We start from the raw sequence: 17,896 nt of genomic DNA on the forward strand, positions 1-17,896 counted from the left end.
TCTTTTCGCCCAATCTCTTCGTTATGCTGAAAAAATAATCCTCGGAATATCAAATATATGCCTGTGGTTATTTTTTCAGCATGCCTCGACCTTGAACGAAAATCCTAGTAAATCAACAGACTCTTTTATGTCGGTACATACTGTATTTTCTCGTTTCTTTCAAATATCATTACCAAGGGTAACTCCATTGAATAACGTGCCTACCTGTTTTACTGCTTATGATATTCGCGGCAAAGTGCCAAGCGAGTTGGACGAAAAGCTGGCAGCTTTTATCGGGCTTGCCTTTGTTGAACAATTTTCCGCTAAAAAAATAATAGTCGGCCGTGATATGCGATTGTCCAGCCCTCTTTTGTCTGCAGCTTTGTGTGAGGCTGTGCAAAAATATGGGGTAGATGTGGTCGATATTGGGCTGTGCGGGACCGAAGAAGTGTATCACGCTGCGTTTAGCGGGGTGGAAGACGGCATTGATGGTGGGATTATGATCACTGCCAGTCATAACCCTGCCGATTATAATGGCATGAAGCTCGTTCAGAAGGGGGCAAGGCCGGTTTCCGGAGATACGGGGCTCGTTGATATGGGTGCCAGGGTGATGGATCAAGAATGGAAAGATACCATTTTACGGACTGAGCCCGGCCGCATTGGCACATATGTCCGGAGGGAGGATAAGCAACCGTATATAGATCACCTGTTGGGCTCAATTGCTGTTGATCGTCTGCAGCCCATGAAAATAGTTGTTAATCCTGGCAATGGATGTGCCGGGCCGATCATTGATCTGCTTGAGTCGTCGCTGCCTTTTACCTTTATCCGAATGAACGAAACACCGGATGGTACATTTCCCAATGGTGTGCCCAATCCGCTCCTGCCTGAAAAAAGAGCCGCTACTGCCGATGCGGTCCGTGCACATGGAGCCGATCTCGGCATTGCGTGGGATGGTGACTTTGACCGGTGCTTTTTTTATGATGAAAATGGACGATTTGTTGAGGGGTATTACATTGTTGGTTTGCTGGCAGCAGCTCTGCTTCAACAGCATCCAGGGGCAACGATTCTTCATGACCCCAGGTTGATATGGAATACCATAGAGGTTGTTGAGGCCGCCGGCGGGGTTCCGGTCATGACTCGTACCGGCCATGCCTTTATCAAAGAAAAAATGCGTGCCTCTGATGCTGTGTATGGGGGAGAGATGTCTGCCCATCATTACTTTCGTGATTTCGGCTATTGTGATTCAGGCATGATTCCATGGCTTCTGGTGTGCGAGTTGATGAGTACGCAGCAGCAAAAGCTGTCCGCAATGGTAGACAGCGCAATGGCCGCATTCCCGGTGAGTGGGGAAATAAATTCGACCGTGGCGGATCCTGACCAGGTGATAACAGCCATCGAAAAGAAATATGCCGATGGAGAGGTTGATTACACTGACGGGATTTCCATCAGTTATCCTTTGTATCGCTTCAATGTGAGAAAATCAAACACTGAGCCGGTGCTTCGTTTAAATGTGGAAACACGTGGCGATGCGGAATTACTTGAAAAGATAACCCAAGAGTTGCTGCAGCTTATCCGCGGTTGATGTATACGCAGTTAACATACAAATATTAGAGGTATATTGTGGCTATTCAACCCATTATTCTTGCAGGGGGCACAGGCTCCAGGCTGTGGCCCCTGTCCCGTGAATTATATCCAAAGCAGGTAATTAATCTTACCGGCGAGCTGTCCTTGTTGCAGAATACCCTGAAGAGGGTGGCCGAGCTTCCCGATATCTTGCCACCGGTGGTGGTTGTGGGGGAAGAACACCGTTTTATGACGAAAACCCAGGTGGAAGAGCTTGGTGTTTTTCCCGAGTACCATATTGTACTTGAGCCGGTTGGTAAGAATACAGCCCCGGCTATATGCGGAGCTGCCAGGTTTGCCGCCCAAAAGGGTGCTGCAGATGATGTTCTTTTGGTTCTGCCTGCCGATCATCTGGTCACCAAGCTGGACGCTTTTGTCGAGGCCGTGGCGGCGGCGGTGGAGCTCGCTGGGCAGGGTAAATTGGTCACTTTTGGTATCGTACCCGACCATCCGGAGACCGGGTATGGCTATATTGCTCAAGGGCAAGGGGCAGAGGTTGAACGTTTTGTGGAAAAGCCGGATCTTGCAAAGGCTGAGGAATATATAGCCAGGGGCAACTATCTGTGGAACAGCGGCATGTTTGCCTTTACTGCGCACGCCCTTATTGAAGAAATGGGCCTCCATGCCGGCGATGTTGTTGCGTGCATGGAGGCAGCCGTTTCCGAGGGCAAGTTTGACGGAGTTTTTTTTCGATTTGATAAAAAATTAATGGCAGATTGCCCTGCAGATTCCATTGACTATGCGCTGATGGAGAAAACCAGTAATGCTGCAGTGGTGAAAGCAGACATCGGATGGAGCGATATTGGTTCCTGGCGCACTCTGTGGGAGGTTGCAGGGAAAGATGAGCAGGGAAATGTCGCCAGCGGCGATGTTATTCTTGAAGATGTTGAAAATTCATTGATACGCTCTGAACACACGCTGGTTGCCGCCGTAGGATTAAAAGACACCATGGTGATTGAAACGGCTGATGCCGTTCTTGTCGCCCCCATGGATCGTTCTCAGGATGTGAAAAAGATTGTTGATCGATTGAAAAAGGAAAAGCGGGGAGAATTTCAGGTTCATAAAACCGTTTACCGTCCCTGGGGTTCTTATACTACTCTGGAGCTGCACGACAGGTTTCAGATTAAGCGCATTACTGTTAACCCGGGAGCAAAACTTTCGTTACAGATGCACCATCATCGCCATGAACACTGGGTTGTTGTATCGGGGACGGCAGAGATCGTAAATGGTGATGAGTCGATCTTGCTCCATGAAGATCAGTCCACCTATATACCCAGTGGCACTAGACATCGGTTGGGGAATCCCGGCGTTATTCCGCTGGAACTCATTGAGGTGCAGGTCGGCAGCTATCTTGGTGAAGACGATATCGTCAGGTTTGACGACGAATACGGTCGTTAGCTCTTCGGGTCAGAAAGGGTGGAGCTTAACCTGGGTTTCGAGTAAGAAATCCAGGTTAGCCCGGTTAGTTGGTAACGCCATCTTCCGGCTCAAGATCTGGTTGCTGGGAGCCCTTGTAATGTTCATGGAAAGCGTGCACATATTCATTGAGTATGGCCCGGTCGTTTTCTGCAACATGGAAAAATTCAATCCCATTCTGGTGGCGCTCTGAATCAAATGTCGTATAAATGATTCTTCCCATAATATTCACCAGATTTTCTCCAAGCCCCAGGGTAATCATGACCTGCTGCCCTTGAGGCAGTGGGATGTGGGTTTCCATGAGGATGCCTCCTTCGCTGACATTAAGTGTCCGCGCCATGGAGTACTCGCCTTGGCGGCCCTGTTGGTCAACCACAAGATAATCGAGCAGATTTAATGATTCCGGTCTGATGTGATGCCTTCGTTCATTACTCATGGAGCGGCCTTTTCGAGGTGTTTTCAGTCTTGCGAAGATGAGGCGGTAGAGAGCAGGTTGCCTGATGGTACCTTGCTTTAGCGTCTCATCACTCTGATTATTCAATAAAATACTGTTTCAACAATAGTAAGTATCCCTTTTTTTTTCCAGTCCTAAAAATAGAGAAGATCCTTCTTGTATCATTGCTGAACGATGCTAAATGTTACGAAAATGTATGTTTGTGGTTTTTGTTATACATAAATGTACAATTTTTATGTAGCTGGTTTGGTGCTTTTTGTTTGATTGTGCAATGTTTACGGTATTTTAAGTGTTTATTGGCCGTTTTGGCATGTTGTTTGATAAGTGTAAGGAAGCGCATACAAGGGTAGACAGCGTGGAGCTTGCTTTTGTGAAGCTACTTTGTTTGTGTTTTGAGGATGGAGGAAATGGGGGTTTTCTCCTTTTTTGTACCTGTTTTTAGGCTGTTGGGTGGAGAGTTTTTCTAGAAAGTCGGTGGGCCGATCCAGTGAAAGACGGCCTTTCGGCTGGGAAAACGACCTGTTTTGTGTGGAAAAATAGAAAATAAATTACAAGTTTGTTGAAATTTGTTAAGGGGGGAGTAATGATTAACGCTGCTGATACAGCTTTTATTTTGGCTGCTGCTGGTCTGGTTTTGTTGATGACGCCGGGGCTGGCTCTATTTTATGCTGGTATGGTGAGAACGGAAAATGTGTTAGCCACCATCATGCAAAGTTTGATCATGATTTCCCTTATCTCTTTAGAATGGGTCTATATAGGTTATACGATGTCTTTTGGGCCCGATGTGGGTGGGGTTATTGGAAATTTTTCCCATTTTGCGCTCAAAGGGGTCACTAATGCACCAAGCAGTGAATATGCGACAACCATACCGCAAACAGTTTTTATGATCTATCAGTGCATGTTTGCGGTAATCACACCGGCGCTGATTACCGGTGCTTTTGCCGAGCGTGTTCGCTTTGCTCCTTTTGTTGGCTTTAGCGTTTTGTGGGCAATTTTTGTTTATAATCCTGTTTGCCATTGGATTTGGGGAAGTGGTGGCTGGCTTGGTCAAATCGGAGTTTTGGATTTTGCTGGTGGCCTGGTTGTGCACGCAACTTGCGGCATGGCAGCTCTTGCAGCTGTTATGGTTATCGGCCCGCGAAAAGGCTATGGTCACACCCATTTTATGCCGCACAGTCTCCCTATGACCATGCTCGGCACCGGCCTGTTATGGTTTGGCTGGTTTGGTTTCAACGGTGGAAGTGCTCTTGCGGCAGATGGTGTCGCGGCCACTGCTTTTGTGGCAACCCATTTGGCAGGCATGGCAGGCATGGCTATGTGGACGCTTATGGAATGGGTGAAAATAGGAAAACCAACCACGCTTGGTGCTGCTTCCGGAGCTATATCAGGCTTGGCTACAATAACCCCTGCTGCAGGTTTTGTCGGTCCCAACAGTGCTATTTTTATTGGGCTGATTGCAGGAGTAGTGTGTTATTATGCTGTTAATTTTAAAGCGAAGATGAAATTTGATGACTCTCTCGATGTGGTAGGTATCCATGGGGTGGGAGGTGTTACCGGAACCTTGCTTTTAGGTATTTTTGCTTCCACCTCGGTAAACCCGGGAGGGGTTGACGGGGTTATCGCGGGATCTTTCACTCAGCTCTTTATTCAAATGCTTGGTATTCTGGTTGTTTGTGGGTACGCTTTTGTTGTGAGTTGGATTATCTTGAAAGTTGTAGATATGTTGATAGGTCTTCGTGTAAGCACGGAAGAAGAAACGCAAGGACTTGATTTTTCCGAACACTCAGAAACCGCATATAATTAACACCCATCAAAATTACGTTTGATTGCTAATACGCTGAGAACCAGCTGCAAGAGGGGAAAAAGGTACGCTTATGAAAAAAATAGAAGCCATTATTAAGACTTTCAAACTCGATGAGGTCAAAGAGGCATTAACCGCTATCGACATTACAGGGATGACGATTACGGATGTGAAGGGATATGGCCGCCAAAAAGGGCATACCGAAGTCTACAGAGGTGCCGAGTATGTTGTCGATTTTATACCTAAGGTAAAGTTGGAAGTTATTGTGCGGGACGACGCGGTAGATGACGTGGTTAAGGTTATTGTCAAGGCAGCTCGTACTGGAAAAATTGGTGATGGGAAAATTTTTGTGCTGCCCATAGAACAAGTTATACGGGTCAGAACCGGCGAGGTTGATAACGAGGCTGTATGATGGTGACATCTCTTCGGTCACATCAGGATGCGTTGGAAGAACTCTGGCGGCAAGGGCTCAGCGGTAATACGTTGCTTCGGCAGTATACTGAACGAGTTGATGCGTTTATTACTGAGTGTTTCCAGGAGGCATCGGCTCTTCTTAAACTGAAGGGCCAGGTCGCTGTTATTGCGCTTGGGGGGTATGGCAGAAGCGAGTTGTATCCATTCTCCGATATAGATCTTCTCTTGTTGCATGACCGACGCTCTAAAAAACAAATCCAGTCCTTGTCGGAATCGGTTCTTTACCCGTTATGGGATGAAGGGTTGGATGTCGGCCACAGCGTGCGAACGATTAAAGATACTCTTCAGTTTGCCAGGGAAGATTTTATTTTTCAGGTGGCCCTGCTTGATGCGCGTTTGATAACCGGATCAGTACCGCTCTTTGATGAGCTTAAGCAGGCGTACGGGAAAAAAATTCTTGAAGGAAAGCGTTCCGCCTTTGTGGGCACAATGGAGCAGTTCTGCAAAGAGAGGCATGATAAATTCGGCAGCCATGCCTATCACCTGGAGCCCAATATTAAAGAGGGTAAGGGGGGGATGCGTGATATTCAAGCCATGCTGTGGGTTGCGAAAGCTGTGTATGGGTTGACGGATCTTGATGCAATCGAGGCCTCTGCAATGATTAGCCCTGAAGATCGTCGGTCCCTTGAAGCATCCTGGAATATGCTGACAAAAATTCGCAACAGGTTGCATTACCTTAGACGTCGTAAGGACGATCAGTTGATTTTTGACTATCAGGAAGAAATGGCTGATGCCTTTGGTTACCGGGAAGCAGATGGAATGCTCGCCGTGGAACATTTTATGGGTGATGTGTATGGTCATTTGCAAACAATTGCGGTGGTGACGGATCTCTTTTTTGAACATGTCCAGGAGCTCCTCGGGGTTGTAGAGAAAAAAGGGCAAGAAAAGCAGCTGGAAAAATTTATTGTGCTCCGCGGTGGCTATGTGCGTTTTGCTGAAGCGGATTTGACGGAGCACCCATATCTGCTGATGCGAATTTTTCTCCAGTCCGGACGCACAGGAAAACCACTCCATCATCTCGCCAGACGATCGATAACCAGTCATCTCCATCTGGTTGATGACCGGTTCAGGGCCTCTAAGCGGGTAGGGCGCATATTTTTTGCAATTTTAACTGAGAGTAAGAACGTTTTTTCCGTGCTGGAGAGCATGCTTGTTTCAGGGTTGCTTCCATTGTACATCCCTGAATTCGGATCGGTAGAGTCGCTGGCGCAGCATGATCTTTATCACGTATACACTGTAGACAGGCACCTCCTGCAGACGGTGGCGGAGTTGCATCAATTACGGGAAGAAATGGGTGAGCTTTTTGCTTCTTTGCCGGAGCCCCACCTGCTTTATCTGGCCGCCTTGCTACATGATATCGGCAAAGGTAAGCAGGCTGATCATAGCGAACGGGGAGCGGTAATGATCGAAGCCGTGGGCAAGAGGCTGCAGTTGAATCAGGAGCAGCTTGCCACACTTGCTTTTCTCGTTCGCTACCATCTTTTTATGCCGGAAAATGCACTGCGCAGAGATCTAAGTGATCAGGATTTCATCCAACAGACAGCGGAGATGATAGGTGATACCCATCGGCTTACCATGCTGTATCTCCTAACCATTGCCGATTCTAAAGCGACCGGTCCCTCGGCATGGTCCAGTTGGAAATCGAGTTTGCTTTCGGACCTGTATTTTGGGGTGAAGACATGTCTCGATGCAGGGTGTGATCAAGGAGATGGCAGTGGAGAGAGTGAAGAGCAGGGCGCAGCCTGGTTAAGAGAACAGTTGAGTGAAAAACTTGTTGATTCCGATATCGCAGGTCTGCATATTGAGACATTGCCTGATGATTACCTGTTGGCGTTTACGCCGGAACAAGTGAGCCGGCATTTGCAGACTCATCAAAAGTACTTTAACCGTCTGCAGCAGCAGGTATTACTTTTTTCTTCAAATGAAGGCCCTTCCTGGTCGTTATTGGTGATGGGCAGAGACAGGGCAGGGCTGCTGACTAAGCTGTTCGGTGTACTTGCTTTGCATAACCTTTCCGTTTTAGCAGCCCATATCTTTACTTGGCCTGATAATACGGTTGTTGATGTGCTGGAGGTGACTTCGTCGGTAGGGAATGATTTTGAAGAACATGACTGGCCTGCTGTTGAGCGGGATTTTAATTTGGCAATCAATTACCGGCTGGATCTTGGCGCTCGGTTGCAAAATAAAAAGCAACCCTTTGGTATGGGGCGGCCGGGAAACGTGCAGCAGTTGGAACATAAGGTGGTTATCGATAATGACACCTCTCAAAATTTTACCATCATTGAGGTGTATGGGAGCGACACCCCCCTTGCCCTTTATCTGTTAACTCAGATTCTGTCTGACTTTAAGTTGACTATCGGCAGGGCTCGTATTGCAACGGAAATTGAACAATTGATTGATATTTTTTATGTGACAACCGCAGACGGTTCAAAATTGCTTGATCCGCTGGTTCTTGGAAAGGTCAGAGCGGCCTTGCATGATTGTGTAGGTGTGGACGAGGAAGAGGTATCATCTGCTGTATGAACGTGCAGTTTTTGATGGCGTCGTAAAAAGTCCGATCTACGGTGTTGCAGGTTTTGCCCGAGGCTTTGACATACCATATGTATAGTCAAAGCCTCGAGCAAAACACTGCGCCTTGTATATCGAACTTTTGTACTTATCCATCTTTAGTGTGTGATGGACTTTTTACGAGTCCATCAGTTTTTAATATATTGGAAAAAATCCGGTGTATTCCGGATATAATTACTTAATTACCTAAATTTAAGGAGATGAGTTATGACCCGCGATGAGATAATGAAAATTATTGAGGAAAAAAATGTAAATTTTTTCCGCCTTCAATTTGTAGACATTTTTGGGTTTATGAAAAATGTTGCCATTCCAAGGAGTCAGATAGAAAAGGCTCTTGATGGTCAAATGATGTTTGACGGTTCTTCCATTGATGGGTTTGTTCGCATTAATGAGTCTGACATGTATTTGAAGCCTGATTATGACACTTTTACCGTTCTTCCTTGGCGTAACGCACAAGGGAGTAACGCGGCTCGAATCATCTGCGACGTGTATAAATCAGATGGAACGCCTTTTGAGGGTTGCCCTCGAGTGAACTTGAAGCGCGTACTGGCTGAAGCCAAAGAGTTGGGCTATACGATGAACGTCGGGACAGAATGTGAATTCTTTCTGTTTGATAAGGATGAAGAGGGTTTTTCCACCACCGATACGAATGATGTTGCCGGCTACTTTGATGTAGACCCTGAAGATACCGGTATCAATTGTCGTCGTAAGATTATTGAAACTCTGGAAGAGATGGGCTTTGAAATTGAAGCCTCTCACCATGAAGTTGCAGAAGGACAGCACGAAATTAACTTCAAGTATGCCGATGCGCTGGAAGCCGCAGACAATACCTTGACATATAAATGGGTTGTTCGATCTATTGCTGATGAGTTCGGATACCATGCCACCTTTATGCCCAAGCCTATTTTTGGTATAAACGGTTCCGGGATGCATACCAACCAGTCTCTTTTTAACCTGGATGGAACCAATGCTTTCTATGATGAAAATGGTCCCCTGCAATTGAGTGAAGTAGCTTATAAGTATATTGCCGGTATCGCCAAAAATGCGAAAGGTTTTGTTGCTGTAACCAATCCTTTAGTCAACTCTTATAAGCGGCTTGTAGCTGGTTATGAAGCACCGGTATATGTTGCCTGGTCTGCTTCCAACCGTTCCGCCCTTATTCGTATTCCAGCATCCCGTGGCATGGGAACAAGAACAGAGGTTCGTTGTCCTGATCCTACCTGTAATCCATACCTTGCCTTTGCAATGATGCTCAGTTCCGGTCTTGATGGTGTTAAAAATGATTTGCCGGCACCGGATTCAGTTGATCTTGATATCTTTGAAATGACTCCTGCAGAAAAGGAAGCCGCTGGTATTGATAGTTTACCTGCAAACCTTCAGGAAGCTATTGAAGAATTTAAGGCTAATCCTATTTCCAAGGAAGCCCTTGGCGAACATATCTTCGAGAAGTATGTTGAAGGCAAGGAAAAAGAGTGGGATGCGTACCGAACCGCGGTCACTGACTGGGAATTGCAGAACTATCTGGATAACTACTAGGTCGTTCTTCTATAGACCTTTTATTTTTTCATAGTTGACAAAAGGCGGCCTGCAATGGGCCGCCTTTTTTATTAGTGATTACCATCGAAACTCAGCCTAAGTTACAGCCTCGATGATACCAAGTTGAAATTCCGTCATTTTTTCACCTGAAAATTTGCGGGAACTCTGGCTCTTACTTGTCACACAAGTTGATATAATAAATTTAAACTGGAATAACAGCCAGTTAATATGTGTGCTCTACGTCAAGCTGAAGATTAGTGGTAATCACATTTTTATTTAAGGTAGGGGAGGACAAACCCAGCCTGCTCAGGTTTGTCTTTTTCTCGATGCTACCCCGGCAAGACCAGCTAATCCAATACCAAAGAGCACGAGGGTTGTCGGTTCCGGAACAACCAGGGCAGACTTGACGGTGTCTGTGTCAGCGGTGAAAGTGATAACCGTCTCCACATCACTCACTGCCGTACCAGTATCACCAAAATTAATGGTCAGGTATCGGTAAAGGTCGCCCACTGCTGTTTGTCCTGTCAAAGCAACGGGGCCGCTGTATATTGCAGTAGTGTCGCCCGGATCGGCCATTCCGTAATAGGCAAAAGGATTGCCGCTTTCTGAACCATCGGTACTCGGCTCAGTGTTGGGCAACACTGTATCAAACAAGGTATTACCTGTACCGGCGTCAATAAAAAGTTGGGAAACGGATACCCCTGCATCGATAGTGAAAACCCATGGTTTAAATTTATCGGCGTTCAGGTAAGTAGAGCCTAGATTGACCGCCAGGCTCCACAGAGTTTCTCCATCTTCAGTACGTGCAGCTTCGCCCGATCCGGGTGTGTCTCCGCCTGCTGTAGCTACATCAACAGGGTCTACTGTTTTTTTCCATGTTTCTGTCTGAACTGTTCCATCGGAAAGAGTAACTTTTACCGTCATCCCCGCCATACCGGCACCGTCTGTGCCAACATTGGAAATGCCATCCGTATACCATACAGCGCCGGAGTCATTATAATCTACTGACAACGCAAAAGAGGTTACCGGAAAAAGTACAAGGGCGGTAAAAAGGTAAAAAAATAATTGTCGGTATTGCATAGTATCTCTCTTATATCTAAATTTCTTTGGCTATCCGTTTTGGAAATGTACGGTTATCTGGTCGTTGTATCTTTCTATTTTGCATATCATCATTGTATGTAAAATCAGTTATCGATAATTATTCCTATCTTGTAATGACAATATACAACAAAGTATTGTTGGGGGGAGTAAAGTTCTGGTAAGTCTTTCTGTTCAATCCGACAGGCTCCTAGAGTTGTAAGAAAAGAACGACCTGTATTTCCTGTTACCTCACCCCGTTATATCTACCCTGTTTCTAATGTACGACAGGATGCAAGGTTCTGCAAATCCTGCCCATTCACAGTGAAAAAGGTGAAATAAAGACGAAAGGACAGGTTCTTAAACTCAAATTTGGCAGAAAAGCAAGTAAAAATAAAAAAATTTTTCGTGTAAAAAGAGACATTTTCTAGAAATAATTCCATTATTTTGAACTTTCATTTCAGCTCTTGGTCACAGTTTCTTTTATAGCTCCCCCTTGGTCTTTCTATCAGGTACCCGCATCAATGGGATACCTGCACTGCAGAAAAAAACTCAACCCACCTGGAAGACAAACGTAACGCTACAAATTCAATTGATTTATTTATACAGTTCAGTACGTTATGCGCATTAGACTCCCGTAAATTTACAGGAGAGAGTGCACCTGCTCAGTTGCACCAGCAATGTTGTGCCGAGTTATGGTGACTAAAAATTAAATTTAACGCATTGTACATTATCTTTTCAATGCACTATAACTAAATAAATATATGATTGCCCCCTGGAAAGACTTTAATGATACCAAGGGCGTGATGGTAAAACATACCGCGCTCAACTTATTTTGGAATACATCGCTCATGAACCTGCCCCTCTATCCATGGCCCACAAGAGAGAAGAAACGTTCTCTTCTTTTTTTTATGTGGTTGTCGTTTTTGGGTTGTTTGCTTTGCTGCCCAGCTGAACCGGCGTCTGCAGCAACAGAGCAAGAAGAATTTACAACACTGCTCTCCCGTCTGCATGACAGACTGGACATGCTGCATGTTTCCTCTAATCTAGCACGATCCGCTGATATACTGGCCGCTGAATGCAGTATAGCAGGCGATAATTTTTCACAAGGGGATATAATTCGGGAACAGGGGTACCAGACAGATAAAATTTCAGGTCTGGAACTTCGTGGAGCCTATAGGAGCAACTCCTTAACAGATTATGAGGACGATGAAGGAAGTTTAGAACGTGGTACAGCCAACATTGAACTTTCCTGGGATATTTTAAAAAACGGATTTGTCCATAATGCAAGGCGAGCCGATGCTCTTGAGATTGAGGCACGCAAGGCAGACCTGGAATACAATTTGGAGAAATTAAAAGAATCCTACCTTTGCAGAAGATACCAGGTCAAAAAAGAATTCAGCGAGTTGCTGATTCAACTCCTCCACCTTAAACTCGATTTTCTCCAACCGGTTTACGATGTTGAACGGCGTGCCTATTTGAAACAATGGAGTTTTTGGGACGATTACCTGGTCTCAGAAGAAGATTTACTACTGACGCGTCATTCGCTTGAAGGACTGCTTGCTGATCCCTATTTTGATAAAGGTTCTGCACGTTCTGAGTACCCGGCCATAATAGACATAAACTTGGCTGGGCTCCTTGCTGCAATCAGACAGGATGATAGCTACTCCGCACTCTTTTCCACTGAAAAAGAATGGTTAACGGCTCAACAAGAAGCTGTCGTCCATGACTCACTGCGCCTCTACCTCCGTCAGGAATTTGGAATCAATGCAGATAATCAGGATGATGATCTGGTCGCAGGCGTGCGATTTCGAGTTCCACTTTATTCCAGAAACAATGATGTGCTGCAATTGCAACTCCGCCAGGTTGAGCGAAAAAAGAACAAGCTCCTCCGTGACAGATTAAACCAGACACGCATTCGTTACACTGAATTGCAGGAACAGCTTCGTCGAACCGTGCGCCAGCATTACCGGACCATGCGTGCCCAAGAGCGGGTAAAGCGGACCTTGTTGATGCTGAAAAACGGAGAGGAGAACCTCCTGACCGCTGCCATCACAAGAATGAGGACGTCGATTGAGGCGCATGCAGAGTTTGTACGGGCGCTAGAGGAATTATACCGGCGCGTCAATGAAATGTTTCTTACAGCGCGCATTCCGTTTACACCTCATCTCGTACAAAAAGTTGTTTTGTCCCCGGAAAGGCAACGGGCGCGATACGGAAACCGCTCTATTTATCTATGGTCGCGTGATTTCAACAACATCAGCAATCAAGATCTATCCATCTTTCTTGGAGCAAAAAACATCTCAACTGTTCTTTTATCCGATGGGCGGTCGATAGACAGAATAAAGCAAGCGGAGTTCTTGGAACAACTGGAAAAGCGACAGGTCGCCGTTGCCATGATTACAGGTGACAACAGCTGGGTTGAGGAGAAAAATCATGAAAAAGCGGTACGGCAAAGCCTGCTGACCGCCGAGAAAACAGGAACCCTGCATCTCGACATTGAGCCGCAGGCTTTGCCGGACTACCAAGCCAGGCGAGAAGAGTACATCGCTCTCTATACCAACCTAATCGGCAAAATAGATAAAGGGTTACTGGATCGAAAATTGAGCCTTGCCGTGCCTTTTCATTGGCCGCAGGAAACCTACAGAAAACTTGGTGAAATGGCCGACTCTTTGTATGTGATGGCATACGGCACGACCGAGCCGGATATTCTGCTGCGGAGGATCAGACCCATTCTGCAAAATGTTCCCCATCAAAAAATTGTGGTCGTTTTGCGTATAAACGATTTTGCAGACGAATGGAAAATGGAACAAATGATCGAGAGAATCGTCGACGAAACTGGGGTGATGAACTTTGGCATCCATGACCTGGGCCGTTTTATAAGGAAATGGGATATGGAGGGAGCCGACGGAGGTGTGATGGTTCAACCGCTTGTTATTTTGGAAGAGGGGCAATGAAGTCCATGTTGCTGATGGAAACATGAAATTGCAAATCATTCCTTTTCGAAGCATGGACCAGTTCCATGCTCTATATTCCTGCAGATGCGGATTATGCGCCGCTATATGTAACCCATGAGATTAAGAAGCCAAAAAAGTCATTTTCAGAACCTCCCGGAAGGGACTCCGCCGGCAAAGTTGCTGCCTAAAATACTGAGACTCATGTATTTTCTGGTGTTACTTTGTGTTGTCGGTGCTCTTTGCTCAATTTTCATCAAGCGCTTTTTGTATTTTACAGGGGAGGGCCATGTCGAGGTTGCGAGAGTGAATATCAGCACCACCAGTGACGGCGTTGTTCGCCTGTTGAACAAAACGACAGGTGAGTCGTTTGTAAAAGGTGATGTACTGGCGCAGATATGGAAAGGCCAATCATGCACAGAGGTAACACCCAATATACGATTAATTCGGCTCAAATATGAGATTAAACAACAACAATACGAACATAAATTGATCCTAGACCAGCTCTACCAGCTGGAAACCAACCTGGAAGCAAGCCAAGACACGACAATCCTTCGTCGAGCTCTGGAAATTGGGGATGTTTCATCGAGGCGAAAAGCTGAAGAGCTTATGTTGCGCGATTTGATGAATAAGCAGCAATCCGCGGACAAACTATTGGCTGAAATAAAAATCAAGGAGGCTGAGCTGGCATTGCTGGACCAGGAATATGCATCGGTCAAGAAATCTCAATGCGAGTTTGAGGATATTGTGGCAACTTTTTCCGGTACCATTGACCACGTAACACGTCGAACCTCTGAATACCTGAAAAGGGGTGAGCCTTTATTCATGGTTATTCCGGAAAGTGATTCTGTTGCAGTTGCAGCATATATTGATACAAAAAATCTCCATTTCCTGGACAAGGGAAAACAGATGACCATTCAATTCCCGGATAAATCCGCAGGCGTTGGTGAAATTACGGAATTTGTCTCCAGTGCCCGCTCTCAAGCCTACCTCGTTAAGAACGACTATGTTCCGGTATCAACGGAGTTAAGAGTAACTTTAAAACCGCTTACAGAGCAAGATGCACGGAAATGGCGCATGTTTGACAGGATGGATGTAAAGGTAAAAGGAGAACGAAAATGAGAAAGCCTCTCATTGTTTCGGCAACGGCACCTGAGCACTTTCCCCATGATATGGCGGTTTGTTCCTTTGCAGAACTTGGAGCCGTTGATATTGCTGCTGTTTCATTTCTCATTATTCCGCTTGAAGCTGATTGGCAGCAGGGCTATGCGGATCTTCAGCGCATCAGAAGACATGTTGACTTTAAAATATACCTCTGCCCAGTTTTGTTTTTGCTGAGCAAGAAAAATATACCGCCTGAAATATTACAGGCCGCAGACGGTTATGTATTTGCAGATTCGGAGCAACTGACAAAAGAATGCAACACATGGGCTGCCAGACTCGAACCTGTTAATGCTCGAATTGAACAATTGAAAATTTTGTCTGATGCAGGAGATTCAAGCCTGGCTTTCAAAGTGCTTCGCTTCATCGAAACACGAGATACCGAGTTCAAGCCCATTGCATCTGCTAGAGAACAAAAAGGATTTGTCTACCCACCACTCCTGCCACTCTTTCCAAAAGATGACATCAGTCCATTTCAAGTCCTGGACTATTTAGAAAGCCAGCGACTACTCACCGCAACCTTTGTCAGTCGTTCCTATTCATGTACGCACTGCGATTGTGCGTTTCTCAATTTTTTTGAAACATGTCCGGATTGCGGTTCCAACGACCTCCGCTCAGAAGAGCTTGTTCACCACTTTAAGTGTGCATATGTTGGTGAGCTTTCCGACTTTATCCAGGGGGAGCACCTTGTTTGTCCAAAATGCGAAACCCGCCTGAAGCAGCTTGGGGTTGATCACGACAAAGCATCGGTTGTTTTTCATTGCAATGCCTGCAGCAGTATCTTTCAGGAACCTAAGATTATGACATCTTGTTATAATTGCTGGCGTGAAACAGAACCTGAAAACCAGGTAAGCCGACAAATTCAAGCATACTCGATTACTGCCATAGGTATGAATGCCGCCAGGTATGGCATGGATTCACTGCTGCAATCGATATTAGAATCCAAGCTGAATGTTATCAGCCACTCCATTTTCAAAAAAATTCTCAAATTGGAAAGCGAACGGATAGCACGCTATAAGATAAGCACAAGCAGCATCGTCATCATGAGGCTCGCTGGAATCGAGACTATTTATGAAAAACTGGGGAGACGATCTTCGGAAGTTTTCAACGAAATAAGCAAAGCTTTGCAGGAACAGCTTCGCAGTGCTGATGTTTTTTCGGTCCGCGATGAAAATATTTTTTTGATACTCATGCCGGAGACTCCGGTACAGAGTGCAGATCTTGCAATTTCACGCCTGAATGATCGCATAGTTTCACTGCTTACAACCAATCTCAATATAGATTGTACTATCCACAAAACGATCAAAGCCGTTTCCAGCGACATCGTTCTAGACCAGGAAATCGAACATTTACTTCGCACCAATGCTGCTTGATTCTTTTTCAGAATTTTTATCTGATCTCACCCTGTTAAAAGCTCTCGCATATTTCTGGCCTTTTTTTCTGATAGATATGAGCCGTTATCTGCTCTTGGACTTTATAGTCCTGATTTTTTATATCCCCAAGAGATATCGTAAAAGACACGCCTATGCTGCGGCCCGACGTCGTCTTTTCCGAGAACGGCCTTTAATTTCCGTTATTGTACCAGGCAAAAACGAAGGCAAGCACCTTGCCCAGCTTGCCCGTACCCTGACCCTCCAATCCTACAAAAACATTGAATCCATTATTGTAGATGACGGTTCTGATGATGAAACGCCTTTGATATGCCGTCGTTTGTTGCGGCAGGGGAAAATCACCCGTTTTTTTAGAAATGAAATACGGGGTGGTAAAGCTTCAGCAGCCAACACGGCCCTGAGATACGTACGTGGTAAATATGTAATTCATCTTGATGCAGACAGCCATTTGTCACCTGATGCCATTGAAAAAGTGCTGCTTCCCTTTTATATGGATGACCGTATCGGTGCTGTCGGCGGCGACATTCGCGTTGCCAATGTAAACAGTACTCTGGCTACCCGATTTCAGACCATCGAATACTTCAAAACCATATCAACCGGGAGAACGGTCAGCTCAGAACTCGGTATACTACGAATTATTGGCGGCGCTTTTGGAGCCTTTCGGACAGACATTCTGCAACGTCTGTATGGATGGGATGTAGGCCCGGGGCTCGATGGCGACATTACGATGAAAATCAGAAAACTTGGGTACAAAGTTGTCCATGAGCCATTTGCGGTATGCTACACTAATGTTCCCGATTCTTTCAGGAAACTGGCCAGACAGAGGTTCCGCTGGAACAGGTCCCTGGTAAGGTTTCGAATCAGAAAACATAGAGACATCCTCCTCCCTTCAAAAAATTTCAACTTAAGCAATTTCCTTGCCTCTTTCGATAATATTTTCTTCAATTTATTCCTTAATATGAAGTGGTGGTTGTACCTTGCTCAACTTCTCATTATTGATCCCGGCCATATTGAAATTATCATGCTCATCAATCTGGTATTGTATGGGGTCGCCAATATCTTGGAGTTTGGCATTGCAGTTGCTCTTCTTGCAGGAACTATGTACTGGAGGGAGCTGGCCCTTTTTGTCTACCTGCCTTTAATTCCTTTGTATACCGGATTTTATATTAGAAGTATCAGGAGCCTGGCGTACCTGCTGGAGTTCGTCTGCCGGGTTTCCTATTTTGACAAATGGAATCCCTGGAAGGTCTCGAATGTTGTAAGAAATCTTGAATAATTTTCCTTTAGCCTTTCAAGTGCAGAGTAAAACTCTGCCAATCTTTTATTTTTAAATCTGATTACCCATGAAACGCAGCCATTTTTTTGGTATCGGGAGACAGATCGGAGTCTTCGCTTACCTAAATTTCTCAGTACCAGAGCTAGGGGACTGATCGAAGTCTACGCTATCTTTTTTTTATGGCTT

At 45.6% G+C, this 17,896-nt stretch carries 12 protein-coding genes; 10 read left to right on the forward strand and 2 right to left on the reverse strand.

The features are described 5' to 3' along the window. The first annotated feature begins 187 nt into the window (after positions 1–187). A complete protein-coding gene (locus tag JWH17_RS16515) occupies positions 188–1,561 on the forward strand; it encodes a phosphohexomutase domain-containing protein (RefSeq protein WP_232371144.1) in 1,374 nt (457 codons plus the stop codon). Positions 1,562–1,599: 38 nt separating this feature from the next. Next, positions 1,600–3,000 (forward strand): mannose-1-phosphate guanylyltransferase/mannose-6-phosphate isomerase, encoded by a 1,401-nt coding sequence (locus JWH17_RS16520; RefSeq protein ID WP_332468425.1) that lies wholly within the window; start codon positions 1,600–1,602, stop codon positions 2,998–3,000. Between the two features lie 64 nt (positions 3,001–3,064). On the opposite strand, the gene JWH17_RS16525 is transcribed toward JWH17_RS16520, so the two are convergent. Beyond that, the gene (locus JWH17_RS16525) at positions 3,065–3,454 is read right to left on the reverse strand and encodes a PilZ domain-containing protein (protein ID WP_205223744.1); all 390 of its coding nucleotides are present in this window, start codon (positions 3,452–3,454) and stop codon (positions 3,065–3,067) included. Between the two features lie 601 nt (positions 3,455–4,055). Here JWH17_RS16525 and JWH17_RS16530 point away from each other — a divergent pair. From JWH17_RS16530 to glnA, 4 genes are all read left to right on the forward strand, one after another. Further along, on the forward strand, positions 4,056–5,276 hold the full coding sequence (locus tag JWH17_RS16530; protein WP_232371145.1) for an ammonium transporter: 1,221 nt from the start codon (positions 4,056–4,058) through the stop codon (positions 5,274–5,276). A gap of 70 nt (positions 5,277–5,346) precedes the next feature. Then, positions 5,347–5,685, forward strand: coding sequence for a P-II family nitrogen regulator (locus tag JWH17_RS16535; RefSeq protein ID WP_205223745.1), 339 nt, complete (start codon positions 5,347–5,349; stop codon positions 5,683–5,685). Beyond that, positions 5,682–8,270, forward strand: coding sequence for a [protein-PII] uridylyltransferase (gene glnD, locus JWH17_RS16540; RefSeq protein WP_232371146.1), 2,589 nt, complete (start codon positions 5,682–5,684; stop codon positions 8,268–8,270). Before JWH17_RS16535 ends, glnD begins: the two co-directional genes overlap by 4 nt. 252 nt (positions 8,271–8,522) lie before the next feature. Further along, positions 8,523–9,851, forward strand: a complete 1,329-nt coding sequence (gene glnA, locus JWH17_RS16545) for a type I glutamate--ammonia ligase (RefSeq protein ID WP_205223746.1) — start codon at positions 8,523–8,525, stop codon at positions 9,849–9,851. Positions 9,852–10,157: 306 nt separating this feature from the next. Here the strand turns inward: glnA and JWH17_RS16550 are convergent, their stop codons facing one another. Then, positions 10,158–10,931, reverse strand: a complete 774-nt coding sequence (locus JWH17_RS16550; RefSeq protein WP_205223747.1) for a PEP-CTERM sorting domain-containing protein — start codon at positions 10,929–10,931, stop codon at positions 10,158–10,160. 848 nt (positions 10,932–11,779) lie between these two features. On the opposite strand from JWH17_RS16550, the gene JWH17_RS16555 reads away from it, so the two are divergent. From JWH17_RS16555 to JWH17_RS16570, 4 genes are all read left to right on the forward strand, one after another. Continuing rightward, on the forward strand, positions 11,780–13,885 hold the full coding sequence (locus JWH17_RS16555; protein ID WP_205223748.1) for a hypothetical protein: 2,106 nt from the start codon (positions 11,780–11,782) through the stop codon (positions 13,883–13,885). A gap of 303 nt (positions 13,886–14,188) precedes the next feature. Then, positions 14,189–15,004 carry an HlyD family secretion protein gene (locus JWH17_RS24410; protein WP_205223749.1) on the forward strand — a complete coding sequence of 272 codons (816 nt, stop codon included), beginning with the start codon at positions 14,189–14,191 and terminating at the stop codon, positions 15,002–15,004. Further along, positions 15,001–16,416 carry a TackOD1 domain-containing metal-binding protein gene (locus tag JWH17_RS16565; protein ID WP_205223750.1) on the forward strand — a complete coding sequence of 472 codons (1,416 nt, stop codon included), beginning with the start codon at positions 15,001–15,003 and terminating at the stop codon, positions 16,414–16,416. Before JWH17_RS24410 ends, JWH17_RS16565 begins: the two co-directional genes overlap by 4 nt. Positions 16,417–16,492: 76 nt before the next feature. After that, positions 16,493–17,710, forward strand: coding sequence for a glycosyltransferase family 2 protein (locus JWH17_RS16570; RefSeq protein ID WP_205223752.1), 1,218 nt, complete (start codon positions 16,493–16,495; stop codon positions 17,708–17,710). Positions 17,711–17,896 lie beyond the last annotated feature (186 nt).

It is taken from the genome of Desulfogranum marinum (assembly GCF_016918565.1).
Classification (GTDB): Bacteria; Desulfobacterota; Desulfobulbia; order Desulfobulbales; family Desulfobulbaceae; genus Desulfogranum; species Desulfogranum marinum.